14 protein-coding genes are annotated in these 14,655 nt (G+C 64.5%); 7 read left to right on the plus strand and 7 right to left on the minus strand.

What is annotated here, in order from left to right; genetic code table 11:
- Positions 1–53 precede the first annotated feature (53 nt).
- The 3 genes from CK224_RS15250 to CK224_RS15260 form a co-directional block, all read right to left on the minus strand.
- Entirely contained in the window at positions 54–713 is a 660-nt protein-coding gene (locus CK224_RS15250; protein WP_095782320.1) for an HAD family phosphatase, read from the minus strand.
- The gene (gene dut, locus CK224_RS15255; protein WP_067324332.1) at positions 714–1,199 is read right to left on the minus strand and encodes a dUTP diphosphatase; all 486 of its coding nucleotides are present in this window, start codon (positions 1,197–1,199) and stop codon (positions 714–716) included.
- A gap of 84 nt (positions 1,200–1,283) precedes the next feature.
- Positions 1,284–1,754: an Lrp/AsnC family transcriptional regulator gene (locus CK224_RS15260; protein WP_067003562.1), complete on the minus strand. Its 471-nt coding sequence runs from the start codon at positions 1,752–1,754 to the stop codon at positions 1,284–1,286.
- A 116-nt stretch (positions 1,755–1,870) separates the two neighbouring features.
- Here CK224_RS15260 and CK224_RS15265 point away from each other — a divergent pair, with 116 nt between their 5' ends.
- The 3 genes from CK224_RS15265 (at position 1,871) to CK224_RS15275 (ending at position 4,478) form a co-directional block, all read left to right on the plus strand.
- Positions 1,871–2,125, plus strand: a complete 255-nt coding sequence (locus CK224_RS15265) for a DUF6356 family protein (RefSeq protein ID WP_067003741.1) — start codon at positions 1,871–1,873, stop codon at positions 2,123–2,125.
- Positions 2,126–2,141: 16 nt separating this feature from the next.
- Entirely contained in the window at positions 2,142–2,942 is an 801-nt protein-coding gene (locus CK224_RS15270; RefSeq protein ID WP_095782321.1) for a class II glutamine amidotransferase, read from the plus strand.
- Between the two features lie 162 nt (positions 2,943–3,104).
- Positions 3,105–4,478 carry an amidase gene (locus tag CK224_RS15275; protein WP_095782387.1) on the plus strand — a complete coding sequence of 458 codons (1,374 nt, stop codon included), beginning with the start codon at positions 3,105–3,107 and terminating at the stop codon, positions 4,476–4,478.
- Here the strand turns inward: CK224_RS15275 and CK224_RS15280 are convergent.
- On the minus strand, positions 4,472–5,545 hold the full coding sequence (locus CK224_RS15280) for an FAD-binding oxidoreductase (RefSeq protein WP_095782322.1): 1,074 nt from the start codon (positions 5,543–5,545) through the stop codon (positions 4,472–4,474). The two genes, CK224_RS15275 and CK224_RS15280, sit on opposite strands and share 7 nt — an antisense overlap.
- A 67-nt stretch (positions 5,546–5,612) precedes the next feature.
- On the minus strand, positions 5,613–7,421 hold the full coding sequence (locus CK224_RS15285) for a winged helix-turn-helix domain-containing protein (protein WP_176477931.1): 1,809 nt from the start codon (positions 7,419–7,421) through the stop codon (positions 5,613–5,615).
- Positions 7,422–7,625: 204 nt separating this feature from the next.
- Between CK224_RS15285 and CK224_RS15290 the strand changes: the two genes are divergently transcribed.
- The 3 genes from CK224_RS15290 to CK224_RS15300 all read left to right on the plus strand — a co-directional run bounded on the left by CK224_RS15290 (position 7,626) and on the right by CK224_RS15300 (position 10,000).
- Complete coding sequence (locus tag CK224_RS15290; protein WP_095782324.1) at positions 7,626–7,907, plus strand: DUF4242 domain-containing protein; 282 nt, start codon at positions 7,626–7,628, stop codon at positions 7,905–7,907.
- A 134-nt stretch (positions 7,908–8,041) separates the two neighbouring features.
- Positions 8,042–8,284, plus strand: a complete 243-nt coding sequence (locus CK224_RS15295) for a DUF1127 domain-containing protein (RefSeq protein ID WP_095782325.1) — start codon at positions 8,042–8,044, stop codon at positions 8,282–8,284.
- Between the two features lie 123 nt (positions 8,285–8,407).
- Positions 8,408–10,000, plus strand: a complete 1,593-nt coding sequence (locus CK224_RS15300) for a peptide chain release factor 3 (RefSeq protein ID WP_067324342.1) — start codon at positions 8,408–8,410, stop codon at positions 9,998–10,000.
- 78 nt (positions 10,001–10,078) lie between these two features.
- Here the strand turns inward: CK224_RS15300 and CK224_RS15305 are convergent, their stop codons facing one another.
- Entirely contained in the window at positions 10,079–10,549 is a 471-nt protein-coding gene (locus CK224_RS15305) for a VOC family protein (protein WP_067324344.1), read from the minus strand.
- 256 nt (positions 10,550–10,805) lie between these two features.
- On the opposite strand from CK224_RS15305, the gene ilvD reads away from it, so the two are divergent.
- The gene (ilvD, locus tag CK224_RS15310; RefSeq protein ID WP_095782326.1) at positions 10,806–12,650 is read left to right on the plus strand and encodes a dihydroxy-acid dehydratase; all 1,845 of its coding nucleotides are present in this window, start codon (positions 10,806–10,808) and stop codon (positions 12,648–12,650) included.
- A 189-nt stretch (positions 12,651–12,839) separates the two neighbouring features.
- On the opposite strand, the gene CK224_RS15315 is transcribed toward ilvD, so the two are convergent.
- Positions 12,840–14,594 carry an ABC transporter ATP-binding protein gene (locus CK224_RS15315; RefSeq protein ID WP_095782327.1) on the minus strand — a complete coding sequence of 585 codons (1,755 nt, stop codon included), beginning with the start codon at positions 14,592–14,594 and terminating at the stop codon, positions 12,840–12,842.
- Between the last annotated feature and the right edge of the window lie 61 nt (positions 14,595–14,655).

Raw genomic sequence — 14,655 nt, forward strand, 5'->3', positions numbered from 1 at the left:
GTAGCTGGAGCGGGTCGGCAATTCGACGAAAGCGGAACCGCTCCAGTGTCCGATCAAAGGATCGGCACCAGTCCTGCGAGGTCGCGCATGTCGTCGAACAGGATCCCGCCGGCTTCCGCCAGCCCGTCGCGGTCCGAGAATGGATCGGCGTGATAGGAAAACACGCGCATGCCGGCGGCAATGCCGGCCTGGGTGCCGGCCACGCTGTCCTCGATGACGATGCAGTCGGCCGGCGCGAAGCCCATCGTCTTTGCCGCATGCAGGAAAAGGTCCGGGAACGGCTTGCCGCGCCCGACCATGGTCGAGGAAAACATGGCGTGCTCGAACAGCGGCAACAAGCCGGTCTGCCCGAGCGTGATATGCATCTTCGAAACCCGCGCCGACGAGGCGACGCAATAGGCAATACCGGCGGCGCGCACCTTTTCGATGAAATCGCGCACGTGAGGGATCGCCTCGACGCCATGCGCGAATAGATCCGGCAGGCCGGCGTTCCAGCGTTCGACGAAGTCGGCGCCGAGCCGGGCCTCGGTCGCCTCTTCGATCTCTTTCTGCACCGAGGCCATGCTGCGGCCCGAGAAGGTCTTGCGGCAATATTCGAATGTGGTTTGAAAGCCCGCTTCACAAAGCCAGTCGGCGAGGCGCCGATTGGCAAGGTTCTCGGTGTCGACCAGAACCCCGTCGCAATCGAAGATGACCAGTTTTGGGACTTGCATTTAGGCGGTGCCGGTCGATCCGAAACCGCCGGCGCCGCGCGCCGTGCCGCCGGCGAGCGCCCGTTCTTCGCTGGCCACCTGCGTGACTGCCGCAAACACGATCTGCGCGATCCGCATGCCGCGCGTCACCGCGAAGTCCTCATCGCCAAGATTGACGAGCAGCACTTTCACCTCGCCGCGGTAATCGCTGTCGATGGTGCCGGGCGTGTTGAGCACGGTCAGCCCATGTTTGAAGGCGAGGCCGGAGCGCGGCCGCACCTGGCCTTCCATGCCTTCCGGGATTTCCACGATCAGCCCGGTCGGCACCAGCGCGCGTTTTCCGGGTAGGATAAGCAGCGGCCGGTCTTCCGGCACCGCGGCTCGCAGGTCCATCCCGGCCGCGCCCGCGCTTTCATAGGTCGGCAGCGGCAAGCCCTCGCCATGCGGAAGCCTGACGAAACCGACGGTGGGGCCGATGACGGAGGAAGGATAGACAGCCGTGCGCATGAGCCCATTCCTATCGGCGCGGCTGCCGATTCGGTCAACCCGGCCGCGACGCTATCAACGCCTTTCTTTCAATGCGGTTCCGCGTCAGCGCAACTCCACCGGAACGACGGTCGTCTCCTTGATCTCCTCCATGACGAAGGAAGCGGAGACGTCCGACAGCGGCACCTTGGCGATCAGCCGCTGATAGAGCCTGTCATAGGCTTTCACGTCGGCGACGCGGGCTCTCAGCACATAGTCGAGGTCGCCCGACATGCGGTAAACGCCGGTGATCTCGGCAAAGCCCGTCACCGCCGCCCGGAACTTTTGCAGCCAGTCCGGGTCGTGGTTCGACGTGCGGATCAGGATGAACACCGAAAGCCCGAGTCCAAGCTTGTCGGCATCGACCAGCGCCACGCGCCCGGTAATGACGCCCTCCTCCTCCAGCCGCTTCACGCGCCGCCAGCAGGCGTTGCGGGACAAGGCCACGCGCTCCGACAACTGGTCGACGGAAAGCGTGCCGTCGCGCTGCAGTTCGGCCAGCAATCTCCGATCAGTTTCGTCGATATCATATGCCATTCTTGGGATAAATGTCCCAAAATAGGGCTAGATACAAGGACAATTTGGGATCGATGAACCCTCAACTCGTGGCAGGATACTCAATACCGGGGCTCATCCCGGCAGAAGGGATCACCATGACGACGCGGTTTTCGGCGCTCTTTACGTCTCACCCGGCCAAGGTTGGCGAAACCTATTTCGGCCACATGGCCTTCGCCGCCTGGTTCTGCTCCCGCCTGTCGATGGCCGCGGGCGCCGCCCTCGTTCACGCTTTCTTGCCATTTCTGTTCGAGACTACCGCCAGCCGAATCGTCCGTGAGCTCTATGAGCGCACGAACAACAGAGGCTCACACGCGGTGAAGGAGCCTCAGGCTCTGATGGATCGCGCCTGATAAATGGTGGAATGCGATGTGCCGGTGGGCGGCCTATCTCGGTGAAGCGGTCTTCCTCGAAGACATCGTCACCGCGCCCTGCCACTCGCTGATTGCCCAGAGCCACTGCGCCCAGGAGGCCAAGTCGCCGACCAATGGCGACGGTTTTGGCCTCGCCTGGCATGGCGACCGTCCCGAGCCCGGCCTTTACCGCGATATCCTGCCGGCCTGGTCGGACCCCAATCTGAAAAGCCTCTGCCGGCAGATCAAATCAGGCCTGTTCCTCGCTCATGTGCGCGCCTCCACCGGCGGCGCGACCAGCCGCATGAACTGCCATCCCTTCGTCTCCAGCCGCTGGTCGTTCATGCATAACGGCCAGATCGGCGGCTTCGAGAAGATCCGCCGCGCGCTTGAGAATTCGCTGTCGGATGCTGTCTTCGACCAGCGCGAAGGGACGACTGATTCCGAACTCTTCTTCCTGCTGATGCTCGACGAAGGCCTGTCCGCCGACCCGCAAGGCGCGGTAGCCCGCGCCACCAGCCGCGTTCTCGAGGCTTCGCGCCACGCCGGTCTCGAACCCTCCCTGAAGCTGACAGCGGCATTTTCCGATGGCGAGGCGCTCTACGCCGTGCGCTACGCCACCGACGGCCAGGCGCCAACGCTCTATACCGGCGCATTCGCGAGCCGCGCCGGCCGCTGCATCGTCTCCGAACCGTTCGACCGCGACGGCGGCGAATGGCAGGCGATTCCGCCGTCGAGCTTTGTCACCATGACAAGGGACGGCACAAACATCCGGCCGTTCGCGCCGACCGTTGCTAAGTTCGCGTTGGTCGTCTAGCTCCAAACCTAGCCAAGGTCGCGGGACAGCGCCGCCCTGACCACAGGTGGGCGCAATTTCGATCAAGCACCGCTGTCCTAACAATGCTGAATTCGGCTTGAAGCCGCGGTCTCATCCGCCATGTTCAAGGCGCAGCGCGGCAAGCAGCCGGAGTGCAGCACAATGGACATCGGATTTTCCTCGACTACCGAACTCGCGGCAGCAATTGCCCGGCGGAGAATCTCGGCCGTGGAGGCGCTCGATGCGCATCTGGCGCAGATCGACCGACATAACGAAGCACTGAACGCCGTCATCCTCCTCGACCGGGAAGGTGCGCTTCAGCGTGCCCGAGAAGCCGATGTGGCACTCGCCCGCAGCGCCGCGCTCGGCCCGCTGCACGGCGTGCCGTTCACGCTGAAGGATGCGCACGAGACCGCTGGCATGAAGACGACGGTCGGCTTCCCGCCATTTGCCGACTACGTTCCCAAGCAGGACAGCCCTGTGGTTGCCAGGCTAAAGAGAGCCGGCGGCGTGCTGGTCGGCAAAACCAATGTCGCCACCATGCTGGGCGACTGGCAGTCTGACAATCCGCTGTTCGGCCGCACCTGCAACCCTTGGGATCCGTCGCGCACAGCGGGCGGCTCCAGCGGCGGCGCCGCCGCTGCGGTTGCTGCGGGCATGACGCCCTTCGAGGTCGGCACCGACATGCAGAGTTCCATCCGCTTGCCCGCCGCCTTTTGCGGCGTCCACGGCCTGAAGCCGACCGAGCATCGCGTCTCGCTGGCCGGCGCTTTTCCCGACCCGGGCGGCATTCCGCGCAGCGTCCGCTTGATGTCCTGTGTCGGGCCGATTGCTCGCAATCTGGAGGACCTGGCGCTGATTTACCGGATCATTGCCGGTCCGGACGGCGGCGATACCGATCTGGCGCCGGTGCCGGTTGATGCGATACCGACGCTCGAGCTGAAATCGCTGCGCATCGCCTTCGCCGGCACCTTCCGCAGCTTTCCGGTGGCCGCCGAGATCGGCGCCGCGGTCGAGAGATTGGCTGCTAGGCTGGCTTCCGCCGGCGCGCACGTCGAGGAAGCCAAACTGCCGAGGCTCGACCTGCATGATGATCTCGCCGAGGGCGGCAAGTTGATCGGCATGATGCTGGAGGCAGCGCAACCGGAACCGCCGGAACAGCCTGCGCCGGTGTCGCGCTGGTTCGCGGCGCTCGCTGGCCGCGACCGGTCGATCCTTGCCTGGGAGCGGTTCTTCGGAAGCTGCGATGCCTTGCTTTGCCCGGTCGCCATGACAACGGCCTTTCCGCACTGCAAGCCAGGCAGCGCGCTCAAGGTCGACGGCAAGGACGAGAGCTATTGGATGCTGCCGGCCTATGGCGCGGTCTTCAATTATTCCGGCCATCCGGCGCTGGCGATACCAGGCGGGCAGGACAGCAACGGGTTGCCCGTCGGCCTGCAACTGGTCGGCAAGCGCTGGTCGGAGGCGAGACTGCTCGCCGTCGCTGCGGCGATCGCGCCGCTGACCGACGGGTTTCGCCGGCCGCCGGGCTACTGAGCGAAGCGCGACAGCGCATAAGGCGCGAGCAATGGATCGCGCTCGCCATCGACGATTTCGCGGGCCGCAAACAGGCCGATGGCGGGTGCCAGCGTGATGCCGGAATGGGTAACGGCGACATAGACGCCGCCTACGCCGTCGGCGCGGCTGACAATTGGGAAACCATCGATCGGAGTAGGACGATAGCCGACCGTATGGAAATCGTACTCCAGCCCGTCGGCGCCGCGCAGCATCGCTTTCACCGCTTCGAAAAGCTCAAGCGCGGTTGCCTCCGGGTTCTCGCCCGGATCGCCGCCGCCAAAATCCGAGCCCGCGATGATCCGGCCCTCGGCCGTCTGCCGCATATGCAGCCTCTCGGCCAGCACCAGGCCGTTGAGGAGTTTCCTGCAGGGTCGCGAATGCACGATCAGACCGGGCGGCGTCTTGATCGGCAACTGGACGCCTGCCGTCGCGGCGATCGCCGGGGCGCCGGCGCCGGCGGCGATCACCACCTCGTCGGCGGCGATGGTTTCACCCGCAACGACGACGCCGGTGAGCCTGCCGCCGGATAGAGTCAGTCTATCGACAGTCCCCGTAATGAGCCGCGCGCCGCACCGTTCGGCGTCCGCCAGCAGCGCCGTTGCGGTCGCGACCGGCTCGGCCACGCCTTCCTCGGCGACATGAAGCGCAAAATCGGGAAGCTCGGTCAGGTTGGGCTCGATCCGCGCCGCCTGCTCGCGGCCGACCTGCTCGATGCCGTAGCCCCAGGACGAATGCTCGGCCGCATAGGCTTTGAGCTTGTCCGCCGGCAGGTCCCAGCACAGGCCGCCGCACCAGGCAAGCGGCAGGCCCGGCAGATCATTCGCCAAGCGTTTCCACTCGTTCATCGCCCGGATGCGCAGCCGGAAATAGGTCTCCGGATTGCCCCAGCTTGCGTTGATCCAGGCGAAGGAATTGGGCGTCGCGACGCCGCCGGCGCCGCTTGTCGAGACGACCGTCACCCTCGCTCCAGCCTTCGCCAGATGCCAGGCGATCGATGCGCCGAGGATGCCGGCGCCGATGACGATGACTTGTTTTGCGCTGCTCATGTCATGACCTTCAGAGGAGATTTCCCCGTCATGCCATCGCGCCGGCCAGACCTCAAGCGAGAAGCGGCTAAGCGCCGCCCACCGCTATCTTCTGCGTCCCGACAATCAGGCACTTCAGCTCTTCGCAGCGCCGCGTGAGCCGTGAAGAGTCGACCTTCTTCGCTAACGCCAACGCTGTGCCGAGTTCCAGCTCCGCGCCGGAACGATCGCCGAGCTGAATGAGCAGCGCCGCGAGCGCAAGCCTCGCATCGGCGACATTGACCGGCGAGCCGACCTCGCTCCAGCGCGAGCATGCGGTCTGCAGCTCCCGAACAGCCTCGGTGAGGCGGCCTTCCCGTATGAAAAGTTCAGCCTTGGCCTCGGCGGTCAGCGCCCGGATGGAGGCCATCGGCCAGCGCTGCGGCTGGCTCTCCAGCTCGGCGATGACTTCTTTTGCGCGCTCGAGACGATTGGTGCGCGCCGCCACCTTGGCGAGAGTGGCAAGGACCATGCCTCGCCGCTGCAGCGTCGGCCAGCCGTTTCCGACCAGGGAGCGCTCGAGAGCGCTGAAGGCGGCCTCGGCCTGGCCTTGCTCCAGCTGCAGCAGCGCCAGGCCGGGCTGCGGATCCCAGCCGGCGGCATGGGACGCCCGATAGGCTGTTTCCGCCTCGGTGAGATCTCCGGCAGCCAGATGAATGTCACCCAAGACACGCAGCGCATCGCCCGTCGCCCAGGGGGCGTCGACGGCGAGCTGGTCGAGCGCGGCACGTACCAGCGCCTCAGCCTCCTTCAGCGTGCCGTGAACGCCGAGCACTTCGGCGCGATGCAGCCGGCAGGAGCCCGACAGATCCTCAAGCCCGTGTCCCCTGCACCAGTCCTCATAGCCGAGGGTCCATTGGTTGGCCCTCGCCCAGTCGCCAAAATTCCGGCAGGCCCAAAGTATGTTGCAGTAGAGAATGCCGCCGACGACCGGGTCCACGTCGCTGGAGAGGCCGAGCGCGGCGGCGAAATCCTGGTCCTCCTGGCCGGATTTGGTCTCACCGAGGCAGAGCTTGAAAAAGCCGCGATAGATCAGCCCGAGCGACTCCACGACCGGATCTTCGAGATCCCTGCCAACCGCGAAAGCCTGTTCGGCAAGCGCCAGCGCCTGCTCCGGCTCGGCTTCCGCGCCCATGATGCGCGCTCCCATCCAGCACCACAGGCCGTGCTCCCTGCTGTCGGTTGCGCCATCGATCAGCTGCGCCGCCCGCTTGTGCCAGCCCTTGGCGACGGCAAGTTCCCCTCTCTCCAGATGAACCCTGGCCAGGCCGATTGCCGGGGACGCCGCTCGCAAGCGCTCGCCGGCCACGCCGTAGGCAGTCACCGCGCGCGCCAGAAGCGGGATGGCTTCAGCCGGGCGCCCCATGCACTCCAGCGCAAGTGCCCATTCCTCGAGATCGGCCGTCAGCAGCTCGCCAGCGGCCTCCGCTTCGCTAAAGCAGGCCGCGGCCTCGTGCCATTTCCTGGCAGCAACAGCCGCGCGCGCCGACAGAATAGGCGAACCGGGGCTCCAAGGCTTGCCGCCCGCGCCGGCCGGCCCGTTCGCCGAAATGGGCGGCTGGTCGAGGCAAATCCGGTAGCCGAAGCGGGGCAGGTTGCGCAGCGCCGTTTCCATGCCGCCCTGGCGAAGAACGCCGCGGGCAAGGCTTGCCACGCGCTGCAACGAAGCTTCCGTCACCGTCACGCCCGGCCATAGCGTTTCAAGCAATTCGTCTTTGCTCATGGCCCGGTCCCGGTGCCGCAGCAGGATGGCGAGGAAATCGAAGACCAGGGGCTGCACCTCGATCTCGCTTCCGGCGAGACGGAGGGCGCGAGCGTCCTCGTTAAGCTCGAAGTCGCCGAAGCAATAAGTTCCCATCGGCAGCAATCCTGTGACGGCAGTAGGCAAAGGATCGGAAGAAGATAAGGACGGCGTAAGGACTGTCGGCCGCCTCTTGCGCAATTCTCCGTCTGCCCGGCGAGCCATGCTGCAGTTTAGCTCAGCGGCCCCGGGAATGTCACCGGCATCGAATCTGGTCGAGCGTCCGGAGGCATTTGAACCCAAGATCAAGGAGATTGCGAAATGCAGAAATACATCATCGAACGTGAAATTCCCAAGGTCGGCACCTTCGAGCGCGAGCAGCTTCGCGACGCCTCCAAGGCCTCGAACGCCATTCTCGCCGAGCTCGGCCCGGACATTCAGTGGGTCGAATCCTTCGTCGCGGACGACAAGACCTTTTGCGTCTACCTCGCCAAGGACGAGGCCATCATTCAGCGCCACGCCAAGATGAGCGGCTTCCCGGCCACCAAGATCACGCAGGTGAAGCGCCTGTTCGATCCGACGACGGCATACGCCGCCGCCTGACGGAGGGATCGACCGTGAAGTGCCTTGCAGGCGAGCTGCGAGCACGATCGATCCTGATCTTCTGTCGGCCAAACCTTCGGGAGGGCCAGTCTGGGCCCTCCCGATTTCATCATTCAAACAGAGGAGGATAAACCATGACCATCCTTGGACAGGAGCTTGCGGCCAACCACTCCGCGCTCGGACGGTTCCTCGTTGCGATCTTCGTAATCTGCCGTTCCGGCGGAGGCGTGCTTGCGCGCATCCTGCGAAATCGCAGGGGTCGGGCCACGCTGGACGAATTGCCGGACTATCTGCTGCGCGACATCGGCATCGAACGGGCGGAGATACGTTTAGCTACCCGGTTGGGCCGCCAGGACCGTCATCGCGAGCGAACCTGAACGGCCTAAGGTTCCTGTCAGGCCACATCGACTACGCTGTTCGGCCGTGCCGGTCTGCCCGAAACTGTCGACACGCCCAAAATGCGCTGCTAGAAGCCCGCGCCACAGACAGGATTCCAAAAATTGGCAGAAGACATCGAACAGGCGGTTTCGCGCCGCCGCACTTTCGCGATCATCGCCCACCCCGATGCCGGCAAGACCACGCTCACCGAAAAGCTGCTTCTGTTCGGCGGCGCCATCCAGCTTGCCGGCGAGGTCAAGGCCAAGAAAGATCGCATCCAGACCCGGTCCGACTGGATGAAGATCGAGCGCGAGCGCGGCATCTCGGTCGTCACCTCGGTGATGACCTTCGAATATGACGACAACGTCTTCAACCTGCTCGACACGCCCGGCCATGAGGATTTCGCCGACGACACCTACCGCACGCTCTCTGCGGTGGATTCGGCCGTCATGGTCATCGACGCCGCCAAGGGCATCGAGCCGCGCACGCTGAAACTGTTCGAGGTCTGCCGGCTGCGCGACATCCCGATCATCACCTTCGTCAACAAGATGGACCGCGAGAGCCGCGATCCCTTCGAAATCCTCGACGAGATCGAGCAGAAGCTGGCGCTGGACACGGCACCGGTTACTTGGCCGATCGGCCGCGGCAAGACCTTTTCCGGCACCTATCACCTGGCGCAGAACGCGGTGCGCCGGAGCGATGACGAGAAGGAGCGCACGCCCGTCAACGGCCCGGATTCCAACCGCGTCGCCGGGCTTTTGCCGGAAAACGAGCGCAACGACTTCATCGAGGAACTGGAGCTCGCGCGGGAAGCGTGCAGACCCCTCGACATCGACGCCTTCCGCGAAGGCCATCTGACGCCGGTCTATTTCGGCTCGGCGCTGCGCAATTACGGCGTGCGCGACCTGATCGAGGCGCTCGGCGCCTACGGGCCGCCGCCGCGGGCCCAGGCAGCCGATGAACGCACGGTCGAGGCGACGGAGGGGAAGATGACCTCCTTCGTCTTCAAGATCCAGGCCAACATGGACCCCAACCATCGCGACCGCATCGCGTTCGTCCGCGTCTGCTCCGGCAAGCTGGAGCGCGGCATGAAGGCCAAGCTGGTGCGCACCGGCAAACCGATGAGCCTCTCGGCGCCGCAATTCTTCTTCGCCCGCACCCGCGTCACCGCCGACGAGGCCTTCGCCGGCGACGTCGTCGGCATTCCCAATCACGGCACGCTGCGCATCGGCGACACGCTGACCGAGGGCGAGGAGATCCTGTTCCGCGGCGTGCCGAACTTCGCGCCGGAAATCCTGCGCCGTGTCCGCCTCGGCGATGCGATGAAAGCCAAGAAGCTGAAGGAAGCGCTGCATCAGATGGCCGAGGAGGGCGTCGTGCAGCTGTTCTCGCCTGAGGACGGCTCGCCGGCCATCGTCGGCGTTGTCGGCGCGCTGCAGCTCGATGTGCTGAAGGAGCGGCTTAACATCGAATACACGCTGCCGGTGGATTTCGAGATGTCGCGCTTCTCCGTCTGCCGCTGGATCTCGGCCGACGACAGGACGGATGTCCAGCGCTTTATCGAGGCGCATCGCGGCGACATCGCCCGCGACCTCGACAACGATCCTGTCTTCCTCGCCCAGCACGCCTTCTCGCTCAACTACGAGGCCGAGCGCTGGAAAGCGATCCGCTTCGCCGCGGTCAAGGACTATCAGGTCCGCGACAAGGCGGCGTGATTGTGGTGAATAGTGAATAGTGAATAGTGAATAGTAGTCGGGCATCCTCACCATTTACCATTCACTATTCACGCGTAATCACCCCTTCGCCGCTTCCTCGATCGTGGCGATGTCGATCTTGCCCATCTGCATCATCGCCGACATCACGCGCCCGGCCTTCGCTCTGTCGGGGTCCTGAAGCAGGCGCGGCAGCTGCTCCGGCACGACCTGCCAGGAAACGCCGAACTTGTCCTTCAGCCAGCTGCAGCGCCCCGGTTCGCCGCCGCCTTCGGTGAGTCTGGCCCAGAAATAATCGACTTCCTCCTGCGTTTTGCAGTCGATCGACAGCGACATCGCCTCGGTGAACTTGTATTGCGGTCCTCCGTTGAGGGCTTGGAACTGTACCCCGTCGAGCTCGAACGAGGCGACCAGCACCTGGCCTTCCTGGGGATGGCCCTTGGGCCAGCGCGTGACGCTCAGCACCTTCGAATTCTTGAAGATGGCGACGTAGTGGTTCATGGCCTCCTCGGCCTGGCCGTCGAACCAAAGGAAGGTGGTGATCTTCTGCATATCTTGCTCCTCCGACTTGTTCAGGTTGGCTCCATCATCAAACGGCGCGCCGGGAATTTGGCGCGGCTTCCGTGCCGTCTGCCTCAAGGACGGCTCGGCGCGGCACGATCCGACAGCATTTTTCAAATTTCCTGAAGAATCGTGGCGCAGCGCAAAATTGTGGCAAGGGCGGACCTTGGCCGCTATAACCGCTGCCGACTGAAATACAGCGCCGCCGCGCCACGCTTGAGCGCCGCCAGCCATCAAGGAAATACCGATGCCCGCCTACCGTTCCCGCACCACCACCCATGGCCGCAACATGGCCGGCGCCCGTGGCCTGTGGCGTGCCACCGGCATGAAGGACAGTGATTTCGGCAAGCCGATCATTGCGGTGGTCAATTCCTTCACCCAGTTCGTGCCGGGCCATGTGCACCTGAAGGATCTCGGCCAGATCGTCGCGCGCGAGATCGAGAAGGCCGGCGGCGTCGCCAAGGAGTTCAACACCATCGCCGTCGATGACGGCATCGCCATGGGTCACGACGGCATGCTCTATTCGCTCCCGTCGCGCGAGCTGATCGCCGATTCCGTCGAATACATGGTCAATGCGCACTGCGCCGACGCCATGGTCTGCATCTCCAACTGCGACAAGATAACGCCCGGCATGCTGATGGCCTCGCTACGCCTCAACATCCCGACCGTTTTCGTCTCCGGCGGCCCGATGGAAGCCGGCAAGGTGGTGCTGGGCGGCAAGGCGCAGGCGCTCGACCTCGTCGACGCCATGGTGGCCGCGGCCGACGACCGAATTTCAGATGAGGACGTCAAGGTGATCGAGCGCTCGGCCTGCCCGACCTGCGGCTCCTGCTCGGGCATGTTCACGGCGAACTCGATGAACTGCCTGACCGAAGCGTTGGGTCTCTCGCTGCCCGGCAACGGCTCGACTTTGGCCACCCATGCCGATCGCAAGCGGCTGTTCGTCGAGGCAGGCCATCTGATCGTCGATCTTGCGCAGCGCTATTACGAGCAGGAGGACGACAGCGCGCTGCCGCGCAGCATCGCCTCCAAGGGGGCCTTCGAAAACGCCATGGCGCTCGACATCGCCATGGGCGGCTCGACCAACACGGTGCTGCACATCCTGGCTGCCGCGCATGAGGGCGAGGTCGACTTCACCATGGAGGATATCGACCGGCTGTCGCGCAAAGTGCCGGTGCTTTGCAAGGTGGCGCCGGCCAAGTCCGACGTGCACATGGAGGATGTTCACCGCGCCGGCGGCATCATGGCGATCCTCGGCCAGCTCGACCAGGCCGGGCTGATCAACCGCGATCTGCCGACAGTCCACACCGCAACGCTGGGCGAAGCGCTCGACCATTGGGACATCGCCCGCACTTCCGCAGAGAATGTGCGCGAGTTCTTCCGCGCCGCGCCCGGCGGCGTGCCGACGCAGGTCGCCTTCAGCCAGGATCGCCGCTGGGAGGATCTCGACACGAACCGCGAGACGGGCGTCATTCGCTCGGCCAAGACGCCATTCTCGAAGGATGGCGGCCTCGCCGTGTTGAAGGGCAATCTGGCGCTCGACGGCTGCATCGTGAAGACGGCCAGCGTCGACGAGTCGATCCTGAAATTCACCGGTCCGGCCCGCGTCTTCGAAAGCCAGGACGCTTCCGTCAAGGCGATCCTGGGCAACGAGATCAAGGCGGGCGACATCGTCGTCATCCGCTATGAGGGACCGCGCGGCGGCCCCGGCATGCAGGAGATGCTCTACCCGACCAGCTATCTGAAGTCGAAGGGCCTCGGCAAGGCCTGCGCGCTGATCACCGACGGCCGCTTCTCCGGCGGCACGTCGGGTCTGTCGATCGGCCACGTCTCGCCGGAAGCCGCCGAGGGCGGGCTGATCGGCCTGGTTCAGGAAGGCGACACGATCGAGATCGACATCCCCAACCGCAAGATCCATCTCGCCGTCAGCGAAGCCGAGCTCGACGCCCGCCGCAAGGCTATGGCGGCCAAGGGCGCGGATGCCTGGAAGCCTGAGGAAAAGCGCAAGCGCAAGGTGACGACCGCTTTGCGCGCCTATGCCGCCTTCGCCACCAGCGCCGACAAAGGTGCTGTCAGGAAAGTGCCGGAATAGGGCCGACCGCACCTTCTCCCCTTGTGGGAGAAGGTGGATCGGCGCGCAGCGCCGAGACGGATGAGGGGTGTTCCAGCTTGGCGACACCTTTCGCCAGCCAGAATTTCCAGCGCCTTACTCCGTCCAACACCCCTCATCCGGCCGCTTCGCGGCCACCTTCTCCCGCAAGGGGAGAAGGGGAAGCTGGCCCTACGGCATCAGCTGATATTCATAAAGCTTCTGATAGAGTCCGCCCTGTTTGAGCAGGGACTTGTGCGGGCCGCTTTCCAGCACCTTGCCGTTTTCCAGCACCACGATCGTGTCGGCCTGATGCACCGTTGACAGCCGATGCGCGATGACGATGGTCGTGCGCCCAACTGTGAGTTGCTGCAGCGCGTCGCGGAACAGCGCTTCCGACTCGGCGTCCAGCGCGCTGGTCGCCTCGTCGAGCAGCAGGATCTCGGCATTGCGCAGCATGGCGCGCGCGATCGAGATGCGCTGGCGCTGGCCGCCGGACAGCAACGAGCCGTTCTCGCCCACCTCCGTGTCGTAGCCCTTGGCCATGGCGCTGATGAAGTGATGCGCGTTGGCGGCCTTGGCCGCGGCGATCACCTCCTCGTCGGTCGCGTCCTGACGCCCGAGGCGTATGTTGTGCATGATGGTGCCGGCGAACAGGAATGTGTCCTGGCTGACATAGGCAATCTTCTGCCTGAGTGAATCGAGCGTGGCGAAGGAGATGTCCTGGCCGTCGAACATCACCTTGCCGCTCTGCGGGTCGTACATGCGCATGATCAGGTTGAGGATCGTCGACTTGCCGCCGCCGGAAGGTCCGACCAGCGCCGTCATCTTGCCGGCCGCCAGGGTCAGGTTGAGCTGTTCGAAAACCGGCGGGCTCTCGGGATAGGCGAAGCTGACATTGTCGAAGCGGATTTCGCCCGGGCCCGGCTGCAGCGGCTTGGCGCCGGGCTTTTCGGCCAGCGTCAGCGGCCGGTCGGCAAGCTGGAACATCATGCGCACGCCGACAATGCCGGTCTCCAGCGAGATGCGGACGCGCGCCAGCCGCTTGGCCGGCTCATAAGCGAGCAGCAGCGCCCCGATAAAGGCCATGATGTTGCCCGGCATCTGGCCGCCCTGCAGCACCAGGAAGCCGCTGATGAAGACTGCGCCGGCAATCGCCAGACCGGCAAGCGTTTCCATCACCGGGCTGGTGGCTGCCTCGAGCGTCGCGATGTTGTTGGCGCGGTTCTGTACGTCCGACACGGCCTTGTACATGCGCTTGCGCATCGCGCCTTCGAGATTGAAGGATTTGACGACGCGCACGCCGATTGCCGTTTCCTGCATCACATGCACGATCTGGCCGAGCGAGCGGAATTCCATCTTGGCGATCTGACGCACGCGCTTGAGAATGCTGTTGACGCCGTAGATCGCCACCGGTCCGACGACGAAGCAGATCAGCGACAGCGCCGGCTGCTCCCAGACCATCACTGCGACCAGCACGATCAACGTCACCAGATCGCGCACATAGGACGTGACGACGAGGTCGAGCACGCTGCGCGCGGCTTGGGCGTTGTTGGTCATGCGGGTGATCAGGTCGGACGACGAGGTCGAATGGTAGAATTCGATGCCTTGCGCCAGGATCCGGTCATAGATCTTTCGCTGCCTATCGGCGATGATGGCATTGCCGACCCGGCTCATGAAATAGGCCTGAACGAAGGTCGCCAGGCCCTTGAGGACGAAGATAGCGGCGACCGCGGCCGCGATCAGGTTGACGCGATCCGCTCTCTTGTAGACCACGAATTCGTTGGTGATCTCCTTCAGGATCCATGCGCTTGCCCCCGTCATGGCGGCCACCACCAGCATCGACACAATGGCCGCGCCATAGCCGAATTTATGCTCCCGGAAAGATTCTCGTACCAGCCTTGCGACAAGGCGCTGGTTCTCCGTCGAGCGGAAGAAGCGAAACAAACGGCCGATCCTGTGTCTGGCTTAGCAAATTTCGGATTCGCCACGGGGGCGAGAGGCGGCT

Source organism: Mesorhizobium sp. WSM3862, from assembly GCF_002294985.1.
Classification (GTDB): Bacteria; Pseudomonadota; Alphaproteobacteria; order Rhizobiales; family Rhizobiaceae; genus Mesorhizobium.

Excerpts from the sequence above, each read along its gene's own strand:
- CK224_RS15265 (WP_067003741.1), top strand. The coding sequence starts at position 1,871 with ATGACGACGCGGTTTTCGGCGCTCTTTACGTCTCACCCGGCCAAGGTT.
- CK224_RS15295 (WP_095782325.1), top strand. The coding sequence starts at position 8,042 with ATGACCATCCTTGGACAGGAGCTTGCGGCCAACCACTCCGCGCTCGGA.
- CK224_RS15270 (WP_095782321.1), top strand. The coding sequence starts at position 2,142 with ATGTGCCGGTGGGCGGCCTATCTCGGTGAAGCGGTCTTCCTCGAAGAC.
- CK224_RS15280 (WP_095782322.1), bottom strand. The coding sequence starts at position 5,545 with ATGAGCAGCGCAAAACAAGTCATCGTCATCGGCGCCGGCATCCTCGGC.
- CK224_RS15275 (WP_095782387.1), top strand. The coding sequence starts at position 3,105 with ATGGACATCGGATTTTCCTCGACTACCGAACTCGCGGCAGCAATTGCC.
- dut (WP_067324332.1), bottom strand. The coding sequence starts at position 1,199 with ATGCGCACGGCTGTCTATCCTTCCTCCGTCATCGGCCCCACCGTCGGT.
- CK224_RS15285 (WP_176477931.1), bottom strand. The coding sequence starts at position 7,421 with ATGGGAACTTATTGCTTCGGCGACTTCGAGCTTAACGAGGACGCTCGC.
- ilvD (WP_095782326.1), top strand. The coding sequence starts at position 10,806 with ATGCCCGCCTACCGTTCCCGCACCACCACCCATGGCCGCAACATGGCC.
- CK224_RS15250 (WP_095782320.1), bottom strand. The coding sequence starts at position 713 with ATGCAAGTCCCAAAACTGGTCATCTTCGATTGCGACGGGGTTCTGGTC.
- CK224_RS15290 (WP_095782324.1), top strand. The coding sequence starts at position 7,626 with ATGCAGAAATACATCATCGAACGTGAAATTCCCAAGGTCGGCACCTTC.
- CK224_RS15260 (WP_067003562.1), bottom strand. The coding sequence starts at position 1,754 with ATGGCATATGATATCGACGAAACTGATCGGAGATTGCTGGCCGAACTG.
- CK224_RS15305 (WP_067324344.1), bottom strand. The coding sequence starts at position 10,549 with ATGCAGAAGATCACCACCTTCCTTTGGTTCGACGGCCAGGCCGAGGAG.